The following is a 22,884-nucleotide window of genomic DNA, read 5'->3' as shown; positions in this document are numbered from 1 at the left end:
TCTATTTTTTATGAGTAATAATCCAACAGTTATGGATTTGTTTATTACGAGCAAAATCTTGTGGTAAGGTTTTAGCTGAAATATTCACAGCATGTAAACCTAATTCTTCAATCGCCTCTAAATCCATTTTAAAACCACGCTTATTATTCGAGAAAACGATAGTGCCATTTTCACGAAGAAGACGTTTTAGATTCTTCATTAAGTACTGGTGGTCGCGTTGGATATCAAAAGTCCCTTCCATTCTCTTTGAGTTAGAGAATGTCGGCGGATCGATAAATATTAAGTCGTATTGTTGTTTCGCTTCTTTTAGCCATTTCAAACAATCTGCTTGGATATACTGATGCTGACGCCCTACTTTCCCATTGAGCTTCATGTTTCTTTCAGCCCAAGATAGATACGTTTTTGACATATCAACCGTTGTTGTCGTTCGTGCGCCACCCACCGCAGCATGCACTGTTGCAGAACCGGTATAAGCAAATAAATTCAAGAAATCACGACTTGCCGCTAACTCGCCTATTTTTTTACGTGTTAAGCGGTGATCAAGAAATAAACCCGTATCAAGATAATCAAAAAGATTCACTTCTAGGTTAACGCCATATTCGCTAACTTCCATGTATCTTTCTGCATCACTCAGTTTGTTATACTGATTCGTGCCTTTTTGTTTTTCACGTACCTTCATAACAACATGGTTGCTATCAACACCGGTAACTTGCATCGTTGCACGCATCAGATCCATTAAACGACGACGCGCTTTATCTTCAGGCACAGACTTAGGTGCAGCATATTCTTGAATAATAATATAATCTTTGTAACGATCAACCGCCGCATTATAATTTGGTAAATCTGCATCATAAATACGGTAACAATCGATACCTTGCTGTTTTGCCCACTTATCTAACTTAGTTATGTTCTTTTTAAGGCGGTTTGCAAAATCAGGAGCAACATTTGCATCACCGGCTTCTGTTTTCTCTGCCGCGCCAGCACCTGTAATTTGGTAGTTCTTTAGCGTACAAGCTAAGGCACCATTATTAATTTTGTACTGTTTTTCTGCACGCATGCGTAAACAGCTTAATAATTCATCTGAACCTGAATAGATTGAAGCTTGGCAACCACTGAATTCAGTTTTAAGTCGATGACCAAACTCACTGTAAAGAGCAATAAGCGAAGGGGTTGTACCTAAGCGTTCACCGTAGGGCGGGTTTGATAAAATAACGCCGGCATCAAAGCCTTCAGGACGAGAAATACGCGCAGCATCTCCAACAGCAAAAGTAATTAAACTCTCAACACCAGCACGTTTGGCATTATCTTTAGCGGTTCTTAGAACACGGCTATCTGAATCAAAGCCCCAAAAACGCGTTTCACAACGAGCAATACCTTTACGAGCTTTAACTTTGGCGGCAGAAACGATTTCTAACCACTGCTCATTATCAAAGCCTTTGATTGCTTCAAAACCCCAACGGTGACGTTTCAAACCAGGTGCAACATCCGCCGCCATAAGCGCAGCTTCAATCAATAAGGTTCCTGAACCACACATTGGATCTAACATAGATTGAGGCTCTTTCCACCCACTACGCATAACCAGTGCTGCTGCTAAGTTTTCACGTAAAGGAGCAAGACCAGCATCAGTTCGGTAGCTACGTTGATGTAGACCACTGCCGACCATGTCTAAACCTAAAATACCTTTTTCACCAAATAAACGCATGTGAATACGAAGATCCGGAGAGTCTTTATCAATGTTTGGACGTTCTAAACCCGCTTTATTGAAACGATCAACAATGGCATCTTTTACTTTTAATGCGCCATATTGACTGTTACGGATTTCTTTATTGGTACCATTAAAATCAACCACGATTTTAGTGTCTGAATCAAAATAGTTAAACCAAGAGATCGCTGTTGCACCTAAATAAAGATCAAGGTCATCACGAACAGCAAATTCACCTAAAATATGGATAAAGCGAGAAGCCGTTCGACTCCAGAGACAACAACGCATTGCTGTTGCAGCATCAGCGGAGAATTTAACCCCAGCATGCATTAATTTTGGAGACTCAACACCAAGTTGAGTAAGTTCTTCGGCTAGAAGGTTTTCAAGACCGCGAGCACAGATAGCTAAATAATGATTCATGGCATTCTTTTTAAATGAAAATTGCCTCAATTATAACGCAAAAAGAGACGCATTCCTTTAATAAGAAGATAAAAATCTAAACTTTATCGAAACATTAAGAAAAGTACAATAATTACAGTAAGTTAACAAATACAACTAAGGCGGGGAATACTATTTTTGAAGGGGGTTAACCAACTAATGCGTAGTTATTGGCATGAGACTGTTGCTGATATTGAGACATACGATCATTCATTACTTTGATTGTCTCACAAAAATGTAATGTCTTACTTTCACTGAGCTCAAAAGAAGCTTCAATACAGATACATAAACTTGCTGCACCGCTGTTTTCTAAAATAAGAAAACGACCACAATTAAGATCATTACACATAGTAACAACTTCTCCCTGTTGAGGAGAAAAATCAACACCAGAGTCAGTGAAAAACCAACTTTTTGGCATTAAGGGCTTGTGGTATCGAACCGCTGCGATAGCATTTAACAAAACTTCGGGGCCACGATTATCTACAATATCTAGATCTTTTAAACTTTCATTAAATATTTGAAACGTCGCCGCATCATTGACAGAAAATGAGCTAGACTCTTTAGCAGTCGGCACCAAGTTTTTCATCGGGATCGAGACACGAAACACATACTCATTACCTAGATCTAGCAGTAATGAATTGCACTCTGACTCATAATACCATTCCCAATCATTATTTGGTTTTAACATTACCCACCCAATTAATATTAAATTTATTTTCAACTCTATATTAACTTTAGTACAAAAATTGAAATTATAAAATAAAAGAGCGAACCCGCTCCTCTATTTTTTTTAAATAATTGAAGTGAAGATTTTTAAAGTCTTTTACATTCAATAAATTAACCATAAACATCGTTTTAAAATAATAATCTATTTTAAATATTATTAACGATATTCTTAACTAACTTAGGTCCTTGATAGATAAAGCCAGAATAGACTTGTACCAACGATGCACCTGCTAACATTTTCTCTTTCGCTGAAACATAACTATCAATTCCGCCAACACCAATGATTGGAATCTCACCTTTCAGCTGTTCATGGAGTTTGCGAATAATAACGGTTGAACGGTTAACAAGTGGGTTTCCACTTAACCCACCAGCTTCAGTACCATATTGAAGTTGGTCAACCAAAGAACGATCTAGCGTGGTATTGGTCGCAATCACACCATCAATCTTATGGCGTAATAAGCTTTCAGCAATCTGACTTAACTCATTATCATCGAGATCAGGTGCAATTTTAAGTGCTAATGGCACGTATTTATTATGTTTTTCTGCTAGTTTTTCTTGACGTTCTTTTAGTGCTGATAATAACTCATCTAACGCTTCACCATATTGTAAAGAACGTAGTCCAGGTGTGTTTGGTGATGAGATATTTGCTGCGATATAACCGGCATAAGGATACACTTTATCCATACAAATAAGGTAATCGTCTTTACCTTGTTCAACGGGTGTGTCTTTATTTTTGCCGATATTAATGCCAAGAATGCCTTTATACTGACTCTTCTTCACATTTTCAACCAGGTTATCTACCCCTTTATTATTAAATCCCATTCGATTAATAATACCTTCCGCTTCAAGCACGCGAAATAGACGAGGTTTATCATTACCACTTTGTGGTTTAGGTGTGACGGTTCCAACTTCTACAAAACCAAACCCCATCGCTCCAAATGCATCAATACATTCAGCATCTTTATCCAATCCTGCCGCTAACCCCACCGGATTATCAAAATTCAATCCCATCACCGTAACAGGTTTAGAGGGTAAATTTTGACGATAAAACAGATCTAGGGGTGTCCCCGTAAATTTCGATAAGCTTTTGATAGTTAAATCATGTGCTTTTTCTGGATCTAATTGAAAAATCGCTTCTCTTGCAATACGGTAAAGCATTGAACCTCCTATAAAAAAACCCCGCATAAACGGGGCTGTATTATTCATGGAAACGTTTAAAACATCAACCGATTAATCGAACTATTAACCTGATAATTAAACATTTAATGCTTTATTGACTTTTTCAAACAGATCAGCAGCGAGATCCTGCATATTAGCTAATTTTTCAAGTTCATTACGCATCAATTGCTGACGGGCTTGATCATATCGACGATACTTCAATAGTGGATCAAGTAAACGTGACGCCAATTGTGGATTACTTTTATTCAAGATCTCCATAATTTCCACTAAGAATTGATAACCTGAGCCATCTTTAGCATGAAAATACACTGGATTATTAGAACAGAAGCTAGCCACCAAGTTACGTGTTCTATTTGGATTGGTAATATCAAATGCCGGATGAGACATCTGTTGACGAACGTTGGCTAAACTATCTGATGCAGGGTTTGTACCTTGTAAGATAAACCACTTATCCATCACCAAACCATCATGTTGCCACTTATCACTAAATTGGGTCATTAACGATTCACGACAAACTAAAGATGCACTATTTGCCGCAGACATTGCCGCCATCGTATCGGTCATATTAGTCGCTTGATTAAAATGCGCTTCAACAAGTTTGTTACCATTATCGGTTAATGATAGATAACTTAATGCTAAATTACGTAACGAACGGCTTGCCATCGCAGCATGATCAATATCATAACGTTCTTGAGCAAGACTGCGATAAAGTGCAGCAAACTCATCTGCCATTTCTGTTGCAAAGACTTGACGAATATAACCACGAGCAGTAGAAATCGCATCAACATCAACAGTATCAAACCAACCAGCAATCTCATTCTCACTTGGCAGAGAAAGGACTTCTGCAATTAATGCAGGATCTAAATCTTTATTTAATAGAACACCACGGAAAGCATCAACAACTGAATCTGGAAGTTGGCAGTCACTCCCTGCTTGAATTGCTGCAACATTTTGTTTGATATATTTAGCCAATAGCATTTGACCTGCATCCCAACGAGCAAACTCATTAGAAGCATGAACCATTAAGAAACTTAACTCCTCATCGCTATAAGGGTAATCGAAAGTCACTGGTGCAGAGAACTCTCTAAATAGAGAAATAACAGGTTTTGTCTCAACATTATCAAATACAAATGTTTGAGACTCTTCTGTTAAGTTCAAGACATGATGAACCGCTTCACCCTCAGACATCAGTTCAACAATCGAACCATCTTGATAATAAAGTTCAATATCTAGTGGAATATGTAAAGAATGCTTTTCAGCTTGATCCGCTGTAGCGGCTGTTTTTTGAGTTGCGGTTAAACTAAATTGCTTAGTCTCTGCATGATAATCACTGGTTAAAGAGACATTTGGTGTACCCGATTGACTATACCAACCACGGAATTTAGTTAAATCAATTCCTGACGCATCTTCCATTGCAGCAACAAAGTCATCGCAGGTTGCTGCTGTACCGTCATGACGCTCAAAGTATAACTTCATTCCTTTTTGGAAGTTCGTCTCTCCCAGAAGGGTATGCATCATACGAATCACTTCACTGCCTTTCTCATAGACCGTTAATGTGTAGAAATTATTCATCTGGATGACTTTTTCAGGACGAATAGGATGAGACATAGGACTCGCATCTTCGGCAAACTGCGCACCACGAACAATACGAACATTATTGATTCGATTAACGGCACGAGAACCTAAGTCTGAAGAGAACTCTTGATCACGGAAAACCGTTAAACCTTCTTTCAAACTCAATTGGAACCAATCACGACAAGTGACACGATTACCCGTCCAGTTATGGAAGTATTCATGACCGATTACCGCTTCAATCCCTAAATAATCGGTGTCTGTCGCCGTTTGAGAATTCGCTAACACATACTTAGAGTTAAAGACATTCAACCCTTTATTCTCCATCGCTCCCATATTAAAGAAATCTACCGCGACGATCATATAAATATCGAGATCGTACTCTAAGCCAAATCGCTCTTCATCCCACTTCATGGAGTTTTTCAGCGAGGTCATCGCATGTTCAGCACGATCTAAGTTTCCTTTGTCGACAAAGATTTCAAGTGCAACTTCACGCCCACTGACCGTTGTAAAACTATCTTTAAGTAGATCAAAATCGCCTGCAACTAGTGCAAATAGGTAGCTTGGCTTTGGATATGGGTCTTGCCATTGAACAAAGTGACGCCCACCAGCAACATCACCTTTTGCAATCGGGTTGCCATTACTTAATAAAAATGGATAAGCCGTTTTATCTGCCGTCACTTTAGTGGTAAATTTTGCGAGCACATCAGGTCTGTCTAAATAGAAAGTAATACGACGGAAGCCTTCTGCCTCACATTGAGTACAAAATGCATCACCCGATTTATATAAACCATCTAATGAGGTGTTATTTTTTGGATCAATAATTGTCTCTATTTTCAGCTCAAATTGAACAGGAACGGCATTAATCGTTAATTCATTACCCGCATAATGGTAATCTGTCCAAACTTGACCATCCACTTCCACTTTAACAATCTGTTGATCTTCACCAATCAAGACCAATGGCTTGCTATTATCACCCAAGCATTGAACTTTAGAAGTTGCAATCACCCTTGTGTCGTTATCGTAAAGATCAAAATCCAAATCGATATCGCTAATGGTATATACAGGTGGGAGGTAATCTTTACGGTATTTAGCTTGTGGAGCTGCAGTCGTTACGTCTGTCATTCTAAAGTCCTTCTTTACAATAGAGAGGTTCGATTAATCGCATTAATAGAATATTAATAAAGTCTTAATTCGCTTAATACTAAGCTTTTTTGATATTAAGTAAAGTGTATCTAACTTTTGATAAATAACATAATATCAAGTTATTTTAATCAAATCTGCAACTCTAGTTTTTACTTTTTATTCGATAATTTAATGCAAAATCTAACACCAAATGAATTTTTAAGGTAAAATAGATCAAATAAATAGACTTTTAAGAATCAAAACATATTCGTGAATAAGCAAATCTCTATAATCACCTCTCTACTTGATACCGATGCATACAAACTACATATGCAGCAAGCCGTGTTTCATCTTTATCCAAACACACAAGTAAAAGCCGAGTTTAAATCTCGAGGTACACAAAATTTAACTCACTTATATCATCAGCTGATCGAACAGATCGAATTTATGGCACATATACAGCTATCTGACGATGAGTTTAATTATTTATCGCAGTTAGACTACTTTAAAGCCGATTATCTTCTCTATCTCTCCACTTTTCGCTTTAATCCAGAACTTGTCAATGTATCAGTGCAAGGCCATCAGCTCTTTATTACCATCGAAGGGAGTTGGTTAGATGTTATTTTGTGGGAAGTCCCATTATTGGCCATTATCTCAGAATTATTTCATCAAACTGAAAACGATCATCTTGATAGTGCAAAACAACAACTGCAATCGAAGTTGACTCATCAACAAGAACAACACCTTAATTTGATTGAGTTTGGTACACGACGTCGTTATTCGAAAGCGGTGCAAAATACTATCGTAGAAGAGTTAGTCTCCCACTATCCAGGATTCTTAGGCACCTCGAATTACGCATTGGCAATGAAGCATCATTTGAAACCTTTTGGTACTCAAGCTCACGAGTGGTTCCAAGCGCACCAGCAGATATCAGAAAAACTGGTCGATTTTCAAGTTGAAGCATTAGAAGCATGGCTAAAAGAATACCCTGATTCTCTATTGGTCGCGCTGACTGACTGCATCAATATGGATAGTTTCTTACAGGATTTTTCAAAACCATTAGCGGAGAAATTTACCGGTTTACGTCATGACTCAGGCGATCCCTTTCAGTGGGGTGATAAAGCGTTAAGACATTATCAAACCTTAGGTATTGAGGCAAAAGATAAGATGCTGATGTTTTCTGATGGTTTAACACTAGCAAAAGCAGAAAAGCTTAATACCTACTTCACAGGAAAGATTCAAACTGCATTTGGTATAGGGACTCATCTTACTTGCGATATACCTGGGGTTTCACCATTAAATATTGTATTGAAGTTAACTGAGTGCGATGGTCAATCTGTTGCTAAAATTTCAGACGAGCCCGGTAAAATTCACTGTACAGATGCTCATTACATTAAACAGTTAAAGCAGGCTTTTGGTTTGCAGAGCTAGATAGTCAATAAAAGCTTTATCGATAAAAAAGAGAAAACAACTGATAATTGTTTTCTCTTTTATTGTTTTAAAGAAGCATTAATATTGATTTTATTGCTGACGTGTCATCACCACAGAGATATCTTTACTTAAGTTCGAAATATTTAGCTGATTATTTTCAATCGTAAAATGGTGTAATTGTTGTCCACCTTTATAGAGCATCACTAGCTGCTCATCCTCATAAAAATAGACACCTTCATGCATTACCTTTTTGCCATTTTCTCCAATAACTTCAACTGAAAATATAAAGTTATTGCCTAAATTTAGATTTATCTGCTCGTATTCTTGCTCTTCACTTTTAATTGTCGCCGAATACCATTGGCCACTGAGCTCTTTAGGTACCACTTTGGTGAATACTGCTTTGCCAAGTTGGATCTTGTTATGATTGATACGATATTGATATTGCTGTTTGTTATCTGATCCTTGGCGAATAAAGGTAATCATGTCATCATCAATACGATAAATACCCTGCCAACGCTCAACGATATTATTTGAAGTTAGTAATCGACCATAATAGTGATAGTCAGAATTAAACTTTAAACTTATCGCTTTATAATCTGTACCTTTATGATTGATGGATTTATCTTGAGGAGCAAACCAATACCAATCACCAATTAAGAAAGGGTAATCAAACTGAGTCAGATCGGGTTGTTTCTTGGTTTCCGATAAGAAAACCTCATGACTCACCGACTTACGTGTTTGATTAGTTTTCATCTCATTAGCTTGTATTAATGTTGAAAGCAATAATGCGACAACAACTAAGATTAACTTCACCGGTGTAAAGGTTAACCTTGAAAGACGTGAATTATCTAACTTTTTCATATCGACTACCTAATCTAATTTTCATACCGTCATATAATTAAATTTAGTCGACATTTAATAAAAAAATAGACATTGATCACACAAACAGGTTAAAAAATATCCTTATTACTCATTTAATCGGCAAATAAAAAAGCAATCAACATCACATTGATTGCTTTTGATAGGTTGTCACTCTGTGATTAACCTTAAATCAATCACCAAGACTATTTACAAAAAGAGATTACTCTTTATCTGCATCTACTAAATCTAAAGTTAACGCAGCAGCCTCATCCAATACAGGATCCGGTCCTTCATAGTCTTTAGGTACATCATCTAAAGAGGCAAAAGGTTTTTTTCCTTCCGCTTTTTGACGTTGATTAAGACGAGATAGTCGAAGCTCTTGCTCTTCTTCCTGCTCTTTTAATCTTGCATCTTCATTTAATGAAATAGCATTAATGTCTTTCTGTTCTTGGTAATGCTTGATATCTTCAAAGATAAAGCCATATTCCATATTTTTTGCTATGCGTTCTTGATGAGCAACAGTTAAAGGCTTAATCAATACACTAAAATCATCAAGCTTATTGTATTTCGCTGGGTTAATGCTATCCCAAGGCAGAGCATTATCTTCCACACTCTCCCCTGTTTCTGCAGGATCAACCGCAGAAGGGAAAGCAATATCAGGGACAACACCTAGGTTCTGCGTACTACCACCATTGATACGGTAAAACTTTTGAATTGTATATTGAATGTATCCTAAAGGCTCATCATAAAGATCATAGATGTGATTTAAAGAGCGATGCTGTTGAACCGTCCCTTTACCAAAGGATTGTTCACCAATAATGACACCACGACCATAATCTTGAATAGCTGCAGCATAAATTTCTGAAGCAGAAGCACTATAACGATTGATGAGAACCGTTAATGGTCCGTTGTAATAACTCAAGTTGTCATTATCGCCATTTACACGAACACGGTCATAACCATCACGAACCTGAACAACAGGGCCACTATCAATAAATAGTCCTGTTAACGCTGTCGCTTCTGTTAATGCACCGCCTCCGTTATTACGAAGATCGACAACAATGCCTTTCACGTCTTGCTTCTCTAGTTCAGCAATCTGCTTTTTGGTATCTTCTGAAAGACCAACATAAAAACTAGGTACTTCTAATACACCAATTTTTTCGCCCTTAACATCGATAACTTTCGACTTAACAGCACGATCTTCTAAACGAATTTTGTCGCGAATAAGAGTGACTGTATAGACTTTTGCATTTTTAGCTTCAGGAAGAATTTGAAGACGAACTTCACTCCCTTTAGGGCCTTTAATTAATTCAACGATATCATCTAAACGCCAACCGACAACGTCAACCATCTCGCCATCTTTTTGTGCAACGGCGACAATTTTATCCCCTTTTGCTAGTTGCTTAGATTTAGCCGCAGGGCCACCAGCAACCAAAGAACGAATCACCGTGTAGTCATCTTCAAGCTGTAAAACTGCACCAATCCCCTCTAAAGAGAGATTCATCTCAGTTTGAAATTGTTCAGCGTTACGAGGAGAAAGATAGCTAGTATGTGGGTCAACTTGACGAGCAAAGGCATTCATATAGACTTGAAATGCATCTTCATTCTTACTTTGTGTCAGGCGTTTAATTGCATTGTTGTAACGTTTGCCTAACGTCTCTTTAATTTCAGGCCAAGTTTTATCGGCTAACTTTAAGTTAAGTGCATCGTACTTCACTCTGCCATACCAAATTGCATCTAAAGCTGCAGTATCTTTAGGCCAAGGAAGTTCACTACGATCAAGAACAAACTCATCATCGCCATCAAACGTCATTGGGGTATCGAGAAGAGATAGCGCATAAGCATAACGCTCATATCGACGTTTCATCGTATAATTGAACATATCATAAGCAGCACTGGTTTCACCAGACACTAATTGATCATCAATTTTGTCGCGCCATTTATCTAATTTTTCGACATCAGAGATAGTTAACACACTGCGATTAAAATCAAGTGACTTTAGATAACGATCGAAGATCTGCTCTGAAAAGGCATCATCAAGTTGAAAATGCTTATAATGAGAACGGGTAAACTGAGATGTAACTCGTTTACTTGCGGTAGCATGTTGCTTATCTGATGTAAGAGTTGGGATATCACTCTCACTGTATTTGGCCTCTAGCGCAAACGCTGAAGATGCTACTAGCGCTAAGCTAGCAGCAATCATTGAGACGCGGAATTTGGATTTCATGCGTCAGGGTATCTCCTTTACAGACGCAGGTGCTCCTGTTTAACTAACATCACTAATCCATTAGCTAAACGTACACGCACCCCATCTTTCTGAATTTCGACAATCGTAGCTGGCATATCGCCTTTACCCATATTGACTTTAACTTCACGATCAAGAATCACTTCTTCTTTTTTAATCTCGCGAGTAACAATAGGAGCTGGCTTACTTGTTAGTTTAGCTGTCTTTTCTTTGATCTGCTTAGCTTTTTTTGCTTTAGCTTTAGCAGCATCAGATTTTTCTTTACGTACAGCACGTTCTGCAGCCGCTTTTTCCTTACGACGCTCTTGAACTTTAGCTTTGCTTTCTGCAAGGGCTTTTTGTGCATGCTCGATATGTTCAGCTTCTAGTTCACCACAATCATTGCCATCAAGGTCAATACGTTGTGCACCAGGCTTTACACCGTGAAGGTAGCGCCAAGAAGAAGTGTATTGGCGTAAAGCTGCTCGAAGCTGAGTTTTGCTTACTTTTTCATCATCTGCAAGACGTGTTGCAAGATCTTGAAAAATACCAATTTTCAATGGTTTTGCTTCACCTTCCATAATAAAACATTTAGGGAAGATCGTTGCGACATATGTGATTACAGCTTTGCTGTTAGTAAGCTTTTCAGTGTTTTCCATGAAATTTCCTGACTTGCTGTGGATTTTTCTCCACAAGAAGTGACAATTAATTAGTAATAAGTGATGCTATTATAGTTGTCTTAGAGTGAAAAACCACTGCTTAGTCCAACTTAAATGTATTTTCTACAATTTTTGTGAGATTTTCTAGCCCTTTTTGGTCTTCGATCTCAAATCTATTCAAAATTGGCGAATCTATATCCAATACTGCGATACATTGGTTACCATGATACACAGGAATAACGATTTCAGAATTACTTGCGGCATCACAGGCAATGTGGCCGGCAAACTGATGAACATCATCGACTCTTTGTGTTGTTTCAGTCGCAAACGCCGTACCACAAACCCCTTTACCTGGCTTGATACGAACACATGCTGGATTTCCTTGGAATGGGCCTAAAATTAGTTCATCTTCATTTTTGTCAAAAATATAGAATCCAACCCAGTTAATTTGTTCCATTTCCATGAATAGCAGCGCACTGGTATTTGCCATGTTGGCGATCATATTGCTTTCACCATCCAGCAAGCCTTCAAGTTGAATAGCTAAACGCGAATAGAGTTTCGTTTTATCCATTTTGTTGGTTAGTCCTTTAAATATCGAATAAAAACCGATGGAATAGACCATTAAGGTCATAAGTGGGACAGATTGTAGGTGATATAGATGTTGTAATGCAAGACAGAATATCAATCAGTTAATACCCTAGCATTATTGTTTTTCTAAATAATCCCATAATAATCGCAATTTATATCAAATAATTTTATCTCTAATTATTAAAATGTTAGATTAATCGACCATCTGTAAAAATAAAAGATCAGGTTGTATACTAACCTGTTAACGATAGGTCTTACTTTATGATCCATTTATACTCAGTGGAAAATTGATGTTAAATCATTTAATCAACAAATCGGTCCAATGCCATGGATGTGATCTTTTCATCTCGATTCAAGGAAAGATACGTCCGGGAAATAGTGGCTATTGTCCACGGTGTGACACCCGTCTTGCAAAAGGGACGACACTCACTTCATCGGGCGAATTGGCCGTAATTATTACCTGCTTATTACTTTATTTTCCAGCACAACTCTATCCAGTCATTAAAATTAACCTTCTGGGGGTCAATATATCTGCCTCCGTAAGTTCTGGTTCATTGATCCTGTTTGATTCTGGCTTTTACTTTTTATCAACATTGATCCTTGTTGCCAGTGTTATCGCTCCTTTGTTTGTTTTATTGGCACTTCTCTCTGCACATCTTTCTCTCTTTTATGGTTACTTTAAACCGTTTAAGTATGCACTTAAGCTGATAAAGCATGGGCAAGAGTGGGTGATGTTTGATGTATTTCTCGTCGGATTAGGTATTTCTTGGTTCAAGATTCAAGACTATGCAGATATTGAAGTCGGCATTGGTCTCTACCCTTTTGTGGTCTCCCAGATATTAATCTCTTTCTTATTAGTTAGAATTAGTGCAAATAAGTTTTGGCGTAAATGGCAAGAAAAATACCAACACCTCAATCATGATGCTCCTAGTGCCAATGCTTGTGATATCTACCATAAGTACCCCGAAGCTAACTTGCAAAACTCGATTGTCTGTTTAAATTGTCATTACCACCAAAAGCGTTCACCTGAAGGTCAAGTGACTATTTGTCGCCGTTGTGATTCAAAAATTGATAAACGTAAATCACAAAGCCTCCAAAAAACGTGGGCATTTGTTATTTCAGCCGCCGTCCTTTTTATACCTGCAAATGTCTATTCTATTTCAATATTGATTACTAATGGCCAGCTGCTGAAAGATACTATCTTTTCAGGTGTCGCATCTTTGATCAATGCCGATATGTGGGGCATTGCCATTATCATTTTTACGGCCAGTATTATAGTTCCATTAATGAAGATACTGGGTTTAATTTATATACTGATAACCATTCAACTTAAGAGTCGATCTCATTATCTATTTAGAATGAAAATTTATCGAACAATTCAAATAATCGGTAAATGGTCAATGATTGATCTCTTTGTTATCTCCTTGATGATGAAATTAATCGATAGAGGCCAAATTTTAGATTTCACACCGGGTATTGGAGCAGTGGCTTTTGGGTTAGTTGTTCTTTTCACTATGTTAGCAACAGAAAGTTTAGATTCTCGTTTAATTTGGGATAATTATGAGCAAAAAAATCAACAAAATAGCGATTCAGAGTCAACATCGGCACAAGAGCAGCCATTTGCTCAAGTGACTGTGAAACGTGACCGTGGCTTCTCACCTCTTTGGTTACTCCCTCTACTTGCCCTTTCACTTGCAGGTTGGTTACTTTACCAGTCCATGAGCGAAGCAGGGCAACGGATAAAAATTAACTTCACTTCAGCTGATGGTATTACTGCAGGTAGAACCACGATTCGTTATCAAGGTCTTGAAGTTGGAATGGTGAAGGATATCGTGCTCAGTAAAGATTTAAAGAGTATTTACGTTATTGCGGATATCTATCCTCAAGCAACCAGTATTTTGAAGAAAAATACAAAATTTTGGTTAACTAAGCCACAAGCCTCAATTACAGGTATATCAGGCTTAGATGCACTCGTTTCCGGGAACTATATCGGTATGGCACCCGGTAGTGGTGAAGCCGAAACCGAATTTACGGCATTAAGAGAACCTCTCCTCTCTCTCCCTAAAAATGAAGGATTAAATATACAGTTAACTGCTCCCGACCTTGGTTCATTAACGGTTGGCTCTCAAATATTTTATAAAAAAATTCCCGTCGGCAAAGTCTATGCTTACCGTTTAGCGGATAATATTAAAAGTGTGGTTATCGATGTTAATATCAAAGAGGATTACGCTCACCTAATCACCGAACAGAGTCGTTTTTGGAATGTTAGTGGTTTCCGTGCTGACATCGGGTTTAATGGGGTTGATATTCAATTTGCAGGTATTGCTGCATTAATTGGTGGTGCGATTGCTTTTGACTCTCCAGGCGCTGGGGAAAGTATAAAGAGCTACCACCGTTATCAACTCTACCCAGATCTCAACACCGCGGGTCGTGGTTTACCCATCACCATTGAGTTACCAGCAGGCAATAATATTTCGCCAAATGGTGCGCCAATCATGTACAAAGGGTTAGAGATTGGACAGATAAATCGTTTAGAGTTGAATAAGGAACGCTCAAAAGTTATTGCTCATGCCGCGATAGCCCCAAGCTTCAGTGACTACCTAAATAGTGGAAGTCGTTTTGTTTTAGAGGAACCTCAACTCTCCTTAACTGGAGTGAAAAACGTTAAAAACCTTATCGCAGGTAATTTCATATCACTTTATCCTGGCCAAGGAAACAAGCAACATCAATTTGTCGCAATTAGCCAACATGCACTCAGTGCGGAACAACCTGGTGCGTTGGAAGTGACATTAATGGCAAGCCAAAGTTATGGGCTTAACCAAGGTAATCCAATTACGCATAAGGGGATCACCGTTGGTAAAATCGGCAGTGTCAAACTAAAAGCTAATCTCATTGAGATTAAAGCATTGATTGATCCTGAGTATGCCAATTTAGTTAAAAGCCAAAGTAAGTTTTACATTAATAGTGGATTACACAGTAATATAAGTGCAAATGGCATTGATTTCACTCTACCCTCTATGGACCAGCTATTAAGAGGCGAAGTCAGCTTTACCTCTGAAGGCCGAAATGAAATCAAAGCGCTCTACCCGCTTTTTGCAAATCAGGATTTAGCGTCATTAGCCACCAGCAACGAACAAGGATTCAGTACCTTAAAATTGATCACCTCATCACTACCTTCAGTCAGTAAAGGCAGTCCATTACTATTTAAGAACCTGCCTGTGGGAGAAGTCTTAAGTTACAAGCTGCTTAAAGATGAAAATGATGATCATCAATTCGAAATTCTGGTTAAGGTTAACAGTAAATATCGTCATTTAGTGAATGACAGCACCGTTTTTTGGTTGCAATCAGGTATTGAGATTGATGCTAGTCTATCTGGGATAAAAGTGAGAACAGGTCCTTTAGCAACGTTAATTGAAGGCGGTATTGCATTTGATACGATTGATTATGTTGATAACAAGAAAGAGAATCATTGGATCCTTTACGACAACATGAATCAAGCACAGAATTTTGGTAAAGCGATAACTTTTATAGCGAATAAAAATCAGGGGCTCTCTGTTGGAAGTAAAATAAAATACCGTGGTATTAATGTGGGTGAAGTGACTCAATTAACACCACTTTTTAAACAGCAAAAAGTACAAATTAAAGCACAACTGTACGCTAAATCCAGTGATTTGCTGATACGCACTGATAGTCAATATTGGGTAGTGACGCCCCATATCTCGATCAAAGGAGCATCAAATTTAGATGCATTAATTAGCCGTTATATTGAGGTTGAGCCAGGGACGCAAAAAAGTCTGAAGCGTAACTTTGAATTACAAACCAATAAGATTGAACATGACCAAGGATTAACGCTTGTGCTAGAAACCGTTGATCGTGGAAGCTTATCAGTAGGAAGTCCTCTCTATTTTCGTGATATAGAAGTGGGCAAAGTTATCGACATTGAACTAGGAGAGTTAAGCGATCGCGTTTTACTGACTATCAATATTAAACAACAGTATCAACATTTAGCTCGCGCCAATTCAGTATTTTGGAATATTTCAGGGATTGATGTTTCTGTCGGTTTAACCAGTGTTGAACTCAAAACACCAACGATTGACCATTTAGTTCGCGGTGGTATTGCATTCGCGACACCAGATATTCAACCACTATTGCCGATTGCTAAAACAAATACCCACTTTATTCTCAATGAAGAACCTAAAATTGAATGGTTAAAGTGGAGAACTGCCATCCCTAAAGAGTGAATGATAACAACGTTTTCATAGCTACATCATTCAAAAACGATAATAGAAATAGGACAACTGAGTTCGCTCATTGTCCTTTTTTTATGTTTCACCTCCGACTCACTTTTATTCTTCATCATTATTTATTAAAATATTTTATTAACGCTATACAGCGGCTTTTGTTAAACTACCCCGCATCAAATGCATGACAAAAGAGCCCGCTAGTGCACAAAAATATCGAACTTCCAGCCAAATTTATCCAACAGATCAAAGAAATTATTCCCGAACATCTATCAATAGCTGAATTTGAAGCGGCCTGTAAACGACCATTGCGCACCAGCATCCGAGTCAATACCCTTAAGATAACGGTTGATGACTTTAAAACTAAGATGGAAGCACAACAGTGGCAATTAGAGCCAGTACCTTGGTGTGACACTGGGTTTTGGTTAACACGCCCTGAAACAGACGAAACACCATTAGGAAATACCTCTGAACATTTAGCCGGACTTTTCTATATTCAAGAAGCCAGTTCGATGATGCCTGTTTCTGCACTATTCAGTGACCCTGAACACAAATTTTCGACGATTCTCGATGTTGCTTCAGCGCCCGGTTCAAAAACGACGCAAATTGCTGCATTAATGGATAATAAAGGTGCACTCGTTGCTAATGAATATTCAGCAAGTCGAATCAAAGTGCTACATGCCAATATTTTACGTTGTGGAGTGAAAAATACAGCCCTAACTCACTTTGATGGTCGTGTTTTTGGTGGTTGGGCACCAGAGTCTTTCGATGCTATTTTATTAGATGCTCCGTGTTCTGGTGAAGGGATAGTTAGAAAAGATCCCCTTGCGATGCGTAACTGGAGTCTTGAAAGTGTGGATGAGATTGCAGAAACCCAACGAGAGTTAATTATCAGCGCTTTTCAATCATTAAAGCCTGGTGGAACCATGGTCTACTCGACTTGTACCCTTAACCTAACAGAAAATCATCAAGTACTAGAATATTTACAATCCACTTTTGGTGATGCGGTCACGTTTGAACCCCTCAATACCCTTTTTGATGGCGCTGAAAAAGCCATTACTGAACAAGGCTTCTTGCATATTTTCCCTCAAATATTTGATTGCGAAGGGTTCTTTGTAGCTAAAATCCAAAAAAATGGCTCCGTAGAAACACCGAAGGTCAAAAAACGCTTGCGTAAGTTTCCTTTCTCACCAGCGAAAACGAGAGAAGGTAGAGAAATTGCCGATGCATTAAGAGCAAGCTTACAGATTGAAATTCCCGTTGAGTCTGAAATTTGGTTACGCGATAGCGAGGTTTGGTTATTCCCTTCTGCCCTCGTTCCATTACTGAGTGAAATCAAGTTTGACCGTATTGGCGTTAAGTTAGCAGAAACCCACAAGAAAGGGTTTAAATGGCAACATGAAGCGGTTATCGCTTTAAGTAATCACCGCCAAGAAGAGATGGTAGAACTGACAACAGAACAAGCAATTGAATGGTATATGGGACGAGATGTTCGCCCAGAGTTAGTTGGCAAAGGGGAAGTGATTGTTAGCTACCAAAATTACCCAATTGGTTTAGGTAAATGGGTCGGTAATCGAGTTAAAAATGGTTATCCGAGAGATTTAGTTAGGGACAAAAATCTGTTTAAGGACAATAAGCCTCTTTAGGATAAAACCTAGATAAGAATAGTAACTTAAAGCATTCTCGTGTTTTAATTGGTTAGCAAAGAAGCGCGCCATATTTTAAATCGGCGCCCTTACTTTTTTGATGAGCTAAACCAAGTTTATTAAGTATATACCCAAAGCAATGGGAGTTACTAGTAGGCGGCAAGTGAATCAGACCCCATGAGTATAGGTTTTCTATATGATTGGGGCGAATGAGCGACGCCAACAACCGAGCACTTCAAGTATTAAAGGTATAAATATTATAGATTTAACATTCAATAAATAGATATTCTGTATTGAAACTAATATAATCATCATAATTCGCAATTAATTTTTTTGATGTAGGTATTTTAATTGTATTTATTCCGATACATCTTGCACCACTACGAATTCCAGCCTCCAAACCACTAAAAGAATCTTCAAAGATAATACACTTCTCAATCGGCACTTTAAGTCTTTTTGAACAAAGTTGAAAACCTTCAGGATCCGGTTTGCCTTTTTTCACATCTTCTCGGCTAATCACGCATTCAAAATAACCATGTAGATTATGATAATCGAAAATAAAATTAATTCGTTCTGGCCAACTTGCTGTAACTAATCCAACTTTAACATCATGCCTCTTTAAAAAATCCAATGTATGCTTTACTCCTGGAATTAATGTTACCGGACTATTTTCTTCTATTAAATCAACCTCTTTTTTCACCTTCCTCTGTTCAGCTTGGGTGAATTTGCCAAAAAAATAAGATAATGTATATTGACCATTTCGTCCGTGAACATGTTGTTCTAATTGATCTGAACTAATATTTAAACCATACCTGGTAGCGACTGTAGTCCACGCCAATTCAATCACAGGTTTAGAATCAATCAATGTCCCATCCATATCAAATAATACAGCATCACAATTATTTAACATGTAATGACTCCTTTGAAGTAATAACCATTAAGGAATCTAAATTTCCTACAATCTTATCTTTATATATATTTAAAGCCTGAGAACTATTCTCTGCTGAACATGTGATAGGAATAATCATTGCTTTTTGATCTAACATTTCCTATTCAATATAATGAATTAATTTCATATTTTGATGAGGTTCTGGAATGGATATAGACCAAATAAAAGCTTTTTGTAAACTAGCAGAGAAAGAGCATTATGGATTAGCCTCACAAGCATTATTTATGTCCCAATCAGCTCTTACTAAGAAAATTCAACGTTTAGAAGATAATATCGGATGCAAACTATTTGAAAGAGGCAGGAATGGCGCTAAATTGACAACAGCGGGAAAAACATTACTACCTGCTGCAAGACAATTAGATCTAAACTTTTCTTCTTTTGAAACTCTAAGTAAAAGTATTTCAAAAGGAAAATCTGGAGTATTAAAAATAGGTTATGGGATATCTTCTCATCAACTAGCACCAAAGTGTATCGCTAAATTTAAAAAACATTACCCAAAAGTGCATGTCAGTCTTGATGATATACCGTCTTGTAAACAAAATGAGATGCTGTTAGAGGGTGAACTTCAAGTCAGTTTTAATCGAGTGCCTGTCTCTTTTCCGTTAACTTCTATACCTATTGGAATTGATAGATTAGCGATAGCGATGCACCAATCAGTAAGCGTCAATGAAGATAATTTATTAGAGACAATTGATAAACTGGATTACATGAGGCTTACTCCACAAAGAGGCCCAGGGCTTACAACACAAATCGAACAATACTCATACGAAGTTAATTTGAACTTACCAATAGCACGAGAAGCAAAAGATATACTAACCTTACTTTCAATGGTTTCTGCTAACCTTGGCTATACCATTATACCTGTTAGTGCTAAGCAATTGGCATATGAACAAATCCAATATTTTGAGCTTCAACATGCTAAAGCAGAATGGAATATAGGCGTGGTATGGAATCAGTCTATAAATGATCCTATCAGGGATAATTTCATTAGATATATTAAACAATATTCTGTTGAGCTTTTTGAAAATGATTCAACTACCCCCTAAATAACACATGAAAAGTCGCTTCTTTATTGCTTGTTTATGCCCATCCTAAATAATTTCCGTTTAGTAAAAATTCCAGATTAACTTTCAACAACTTATAGGCATTTTTTGTTTCATTTTTAAAAAAATCTTACTTAAGTTAGATTTTTTACATTCTTGGTCTATTCTTAATTTATGAAGTTCATGTGTTACTCCATATTTATGCACTGGTTCTCCTGAACCTTTTTTAAACCTAGAACAGGATTAGTTCTAGGTTTTTTTTTGCTTTGGCGAAGACATTTAGCTCACTTAACGACTGATATCTTATTAGTTGATAAACCATAGGTATAAAAAAAGCCAACCTTTTCGCTTGTGATCATAACAAACAAAAGATTGACTCATTTCAATAACAGACTAGGTTTAGTGACTATTTAACTAACGTAATCCCATCTTTAGCAATAGTAATCTTACCCTGCTTATAAAGGCCACCAATCGTACGCTTAAAGGTCGCTTTACTGGTTCGGAACTCACTAAAGATAGCGTCAGGTGAACTCTTATCACTCAATGGTAAGAAGCCATCACAACGTGCTAAGGCATCTAAAATCTTAACACTTAAATCATCCACTTTGCCTTGACCTGGGCGTTGTAGAGTAATATCTAGCTTACCATCTGGACGGATATTTTTGATGTATCCTTTTAAACGTTTACCCGGGCTTAAATTACCAATGATTTCAGTTTTAAAAATCAAACCAAGGTGTTCATTATTGACGATCACTTTCATACCCATATCGGTACGTTCAGCTGCGATCAATTGAACTTCTTCACCTGCTTTATAATTTGCTGGGGTCTTATCTAAGAATTTATTGATCTTAGTACTGCCCACTAAACGGCCAGTGACTTTATCAATATAGATACGAGTAAGGTAAGTATTCCCTTCCTCTAAACGACCACGATGCTCGTTAAAAGGAATCAGAAGATCTTTCACTAATCCCATGTCAGCAAAAGCACCAACACCACAGATACCAACCACTTTTAGCATCGCGAAATCACCCACATAGGCAATCGGCTTTTCTGTCGTCGCTATCAGATCATCTTCAGTATCGAAATAGACAATAACTTCAACTTCATCACCCAGTTTCGCACCTTCAGGAAGATAACGTTTAGGTAATAATACATTACCGAATTCGCCTGCATCTAAAAAGACACCAAAAGGAACTTCTTTGATAATAGGAAGGGTATTAAGTTGGCCGATTTTGATCATGAAATTTCTCTGTTGCAATAGTAAAGGCGCTATTGTACGCGATGTTGCGTACTAATGCGCCTTTTTATTTAACTTAAAATATCGCCGTTATGACTGATAAAAATCAACGATAGTTAACTTATATCGTTGAAAGTGAAATGGTATCGATATTGTCATCTTCCAATTGATCAAACAGTTTACTTTCAGCCGTTAAATTTAATCCCATCAAAACAGAGGGTTTATTGGCTGATTTTGCTGCTTGAAGTGTTTTTTCAATAATATCAATGACCGCTTTATTGGCTGGATCGAATTGTGAAGAAAGCTCCGCAGAGGATAGATCAATCGCTAAGGTGAATTGAGTTAATAATGACGTATCAATAACGACACCATCAAAATATTTTAATAGCGCTGATGAAAGTAGAGCGGCACTTGGTGTTGCACAATGATAAGAAACCTTTAATCCATTAACGCCTCGATACAGACCGTTCTCTGCCAGTTTATCAATTATTTGAGCTGATTCAGTCGCAGTACGAACAAAAGGGACGACTAATTCAATATTAGTTAGACCGAGCTCATTACGGGTATACGCAATGGCTTTACATTCTAATTTAAATGCTTGTTGGTAGGTATCAGAAAGTAAATGTGACACACCACGGATCCCTAACCCACTATCGCTATTATTTAATGGTTGTCCACCTTCTAGATTAGCAATTTTGTTTGTCGTTAAATCAGGAAGAGAAATACGGACAGGCTTCTCTTTATCGACCGAAGCGATCAACTCTAATGCATCAACAATATAATCCATATAGCCTTGCGCTAAGTCATCTTCATTACCCAGGCGCTGTTTCGCCAATTCAACAATCTCTTCATGCCCCTCTTTATTTGACAGAAAAGTAGCAGGGTATAAATTTAGCTGCTGAATCAAACTATTGAGAGAAAAAATACCCACTCCTTGTTCAGGTAATTGTTGAATATCTAAAAGTTGGTCGCTGTTATCTACCGTAATTGCATATTGGTGAGAGTGTAGAGCCACGTTCATATCAATCCTTTTTTATTATCCGTCATCATTGACTTTATACTTATAAAAACACTAACAATAGTGTAAATGATAACATCTGTTATACCAAATGTTTACACTACTAAATTTATCTCCGACTCTCAAGCATAAAAATTCACTTTCATGAAATATATCCCCGAGGATTTTCCCAAAAAAGCGATTTATAATTCAATAAAGCAACATATTAATTCAATCCAAATCGAGATTATGATGTTACAAATGAT

15 protein-coding genes are annotated in these 22,884 nt (G+C 37.6%); 4 read left to right on the top strand and 11 right to left on the bottom strand.

Annotation, left to right across the window (positions count from 1 at the left end):
* Nucleotide 1 precedes the first annotated feature (1 nt).
* The 4 genes from rlmKL to pepN all read right to left on the bottom strand — a co-directional run bounded on the left by rlmKL (nt 2) and on the right by pepN (nt 6,742).
* The gene (gene rlmKL, locus L0B53_RS13805) at nt 2-2,122 is read right to left on the bottom strand and encodes a bifunctional 23S rRNA (guanine(2069)-N(7))-methyltransferase RlmK/23S rRNA (guanine(2445)-N(2))-methyltransferase RlmL (protein ID WP_235060185.1); all 2,121 of its coding nucleotides are present in this window, start codon (nt 2,120-2,122) and stop codon (nt 2-4) included.
* A gap of 166 nt (nt 2,123-2,288) precedes the next feature.
* Nucleotides 2,289-2,828 carry a cell division protein ZapC gene (locus L0B53_RS13800; RefSeq protein ID WP_235060184.1) on the bottom strand — a complete coding sequence of 180 codons (540 nt, stop codon included), beginning with the start codon at nt 2,826-2,828 and terminating at the stop codon, nt 2,289-2,291.
* A 185-nt stretch (nt 2,829-3,013) separates the two neighbouring features.
* A complete protein-coding gene (pyrD, locus tag L0B53_RS13795) occupies nt 3,014-4,024 on the bottom strand; it encodes a quinone-dependent dihydroorotate dehydrogenase (RefSeq protein WP_235060183.1) in 1,011 nt (336 codons plus the stop codon).
* Nucleotides 4,025-4,120: 96 nt separating this feature from the next.
* Nucleotides 4,121-6,742, bottom strand: coding sequence for an aminopeptidase N (pepN, locus tag L0B53_RS13790; protein ID WP_235060182.1), 2,622 nt, complete (start codon nt 6,740-6,742; stop codon nt 4,121-4,123).
* Between the two features lie 270 nt (nt 6,743-7,012).
* On the opposite strand from pepN, the gene pncB reads away from it, so the two are divergent.
* Complete coding sequence (gene pncB / locus L0B53_RS13785; RefSeq protein WP_409202810.1) at nt 7,013-8,173, top strand: nicotinate phosphoribosyltransferase; 1,161 nt, start codon at nt 7,013-7,015, stop codon at nt 8,171-8,173.
* A gap of 90 nt (nt 8,174-8,263) precedes the next feature.
* Here the strand turns inward: pncB and L0B53_RS13780 are convergent, their stop codons facing one another.
* The 4 genes from L0B53_RS13780 to L0B53_RS13765 form a co-directional block, all read right to left on the bottom strand.
* Nucleotides 8,264-9,034 carry a hypothetical protein gene (locus tag L0B53_RS13780; RefSeq protein ID WP_235060181.1) on the bottom strand — a complete coding sequence of 257 codons (771 nt, stop codon included), beginning with the start codon at nt 9,032-9,034 and terminating at the stop codon, nt 8,264-8,266.
* Nucleotides 9,035-9,254: 220 nt separating this feature from the next.
* On the bottom strand, nt 9,255-11,261 hold the full coding sequence (prc, locus tag L0B53_RS13775) for a carboxy terminal-processing peptidase (protein WP_235060180.1): 2,007 nt from the start codon (nt 11,259-11,261) through the stop codon (nt 9,255-9,257).
* 17 nt (nt 11,262-11,278) lie between these two features.
* Nucleotides 11,279-11,917, bottom strand: a complete 639-nt coding sequence (proQ, locus tag L0B53_RS13770) for an RNA chaperone ProQ (protein WP_235060179.1) — start codon at nt 11,915-11,917, stop codon at nt 11,279-11,281.
* Nucleotides 11,918-12,017: 100 nt separating this feature from the next.
* Nucleotides 12,018-12,488 carry a GAF domain-containing protein gene (locus tag L0B53_RS13765; RefSeq protein WP_235060178.1) on the bottom strand — a complete coding sequence of 157 codons (471 nt, stop codon included), beginning with the start codon at nt 12,486-12,488 and terminating at the stop codon, nt 12,018-12,020.
* A 307-nt stretch (nt 12,489-12,795) separates the two neighbouring features.
* On the opposite strand from L0B53_RS13765, the gene L0B53_RS19600 reads away from it, so the two are divergent.
* Nucleotides 12,796-16,746: a PqiA/YebS family transporter subunit gene (locus L0B53_RS19600; protein WP_409202809.1), complete on the top strand. Its 3,951-nt coding sequence runs from the start codon at nt 12,796-12,798 to the stop codon at nt 16,744-16,746.
* Nucleotides 16,747-16,949: 203 nt separating this feature from the next.
* Entirely contained in the window at nt 16,950-18,392 is a 1,443-nt protein-coding gene (gene rsmF, locus L0B53_RS13750; protein WP_235060177.1) for a 16S rRNA (cytosine(1407)-C(5))-methyltransferase RsmF, read from the top strand.
* Nucleotides 18,393-18,657: 265 nt separating this feature from the next.
* Here rsmF and L0B53_RS13745 read toward each other — a convergent pair whose 3' ends face one another.
* The gene (locus tag L0B53_RS13745) at nt 18,658-19,302 is read right to left on the bottom strand and encodes an HAD family phosphatase (RefSeq protein ID WP_235060176.1); all 645 of its coding nucleotides are present in this window, start codon (nt 19,300-19,302) and stop codon (nt 18,658-18,660) included.
* Between the two features lie 185 nt (nt 19,303-19,487).
* On the opposite strand from L0B53_RS13745, the gene L0B53_RS13740 reads away from it, so the two are divergent.
* Nucleotides 19,488-20,387 (top strand): LysR family transcriptional regulator, encoded by a 900-nt coding sequence (locus L0B53_RS13740; protein ID WP_235060175.1) that lies wholly within the window; start codon nt 19,488-19,490, stop codon nt 20,385-20,387.
* A 403-nt stretch (nt 20,388-20,790) separates the two neighbouring features.
* Here the strand turns inward: L0B53_RS13740 and L0B53_RS13735 are convergent, their stop codons facing one another.
* Complete coding sequence (locus L0B53_RS13735; protein ID WP_235060174.1) at nt 20,791-21,624, bottom strand: S1 RNA-binding domain-containing protein; 834 nt, start codon at nt 21,622-21,624, stop codon at nt 20,791-20,793.
* 118 nt (nt 21,625-21,742) lie between these two features.
* On the bottom strand, nt 21,743-22,642 hold the full coding sequence (locus L0B53_RS13730) for a putative PEP-binding protein (RefSeq protein WP_235060173.1): 900 nt from the start codon (nt 22,640-22,642) through the stop codon (nt 21,743-21,745).
* Nucleotides 22,643-22,884 lie beyond the last annotated feature (242 nt).

It is taken from the genome of Vibrio sp. SS-MA-C1-2, assembly GCF_021513135.1.
Lineage (GTDB): Bacteria > Pseudomonadota > Gammaproteobacteria > Enterobacterales > Vibrionaceae.
Note: the sequence above shows the minus strand (reverse complement) of the source record. Positions and strands in the feature narration are given on the sequence as shown.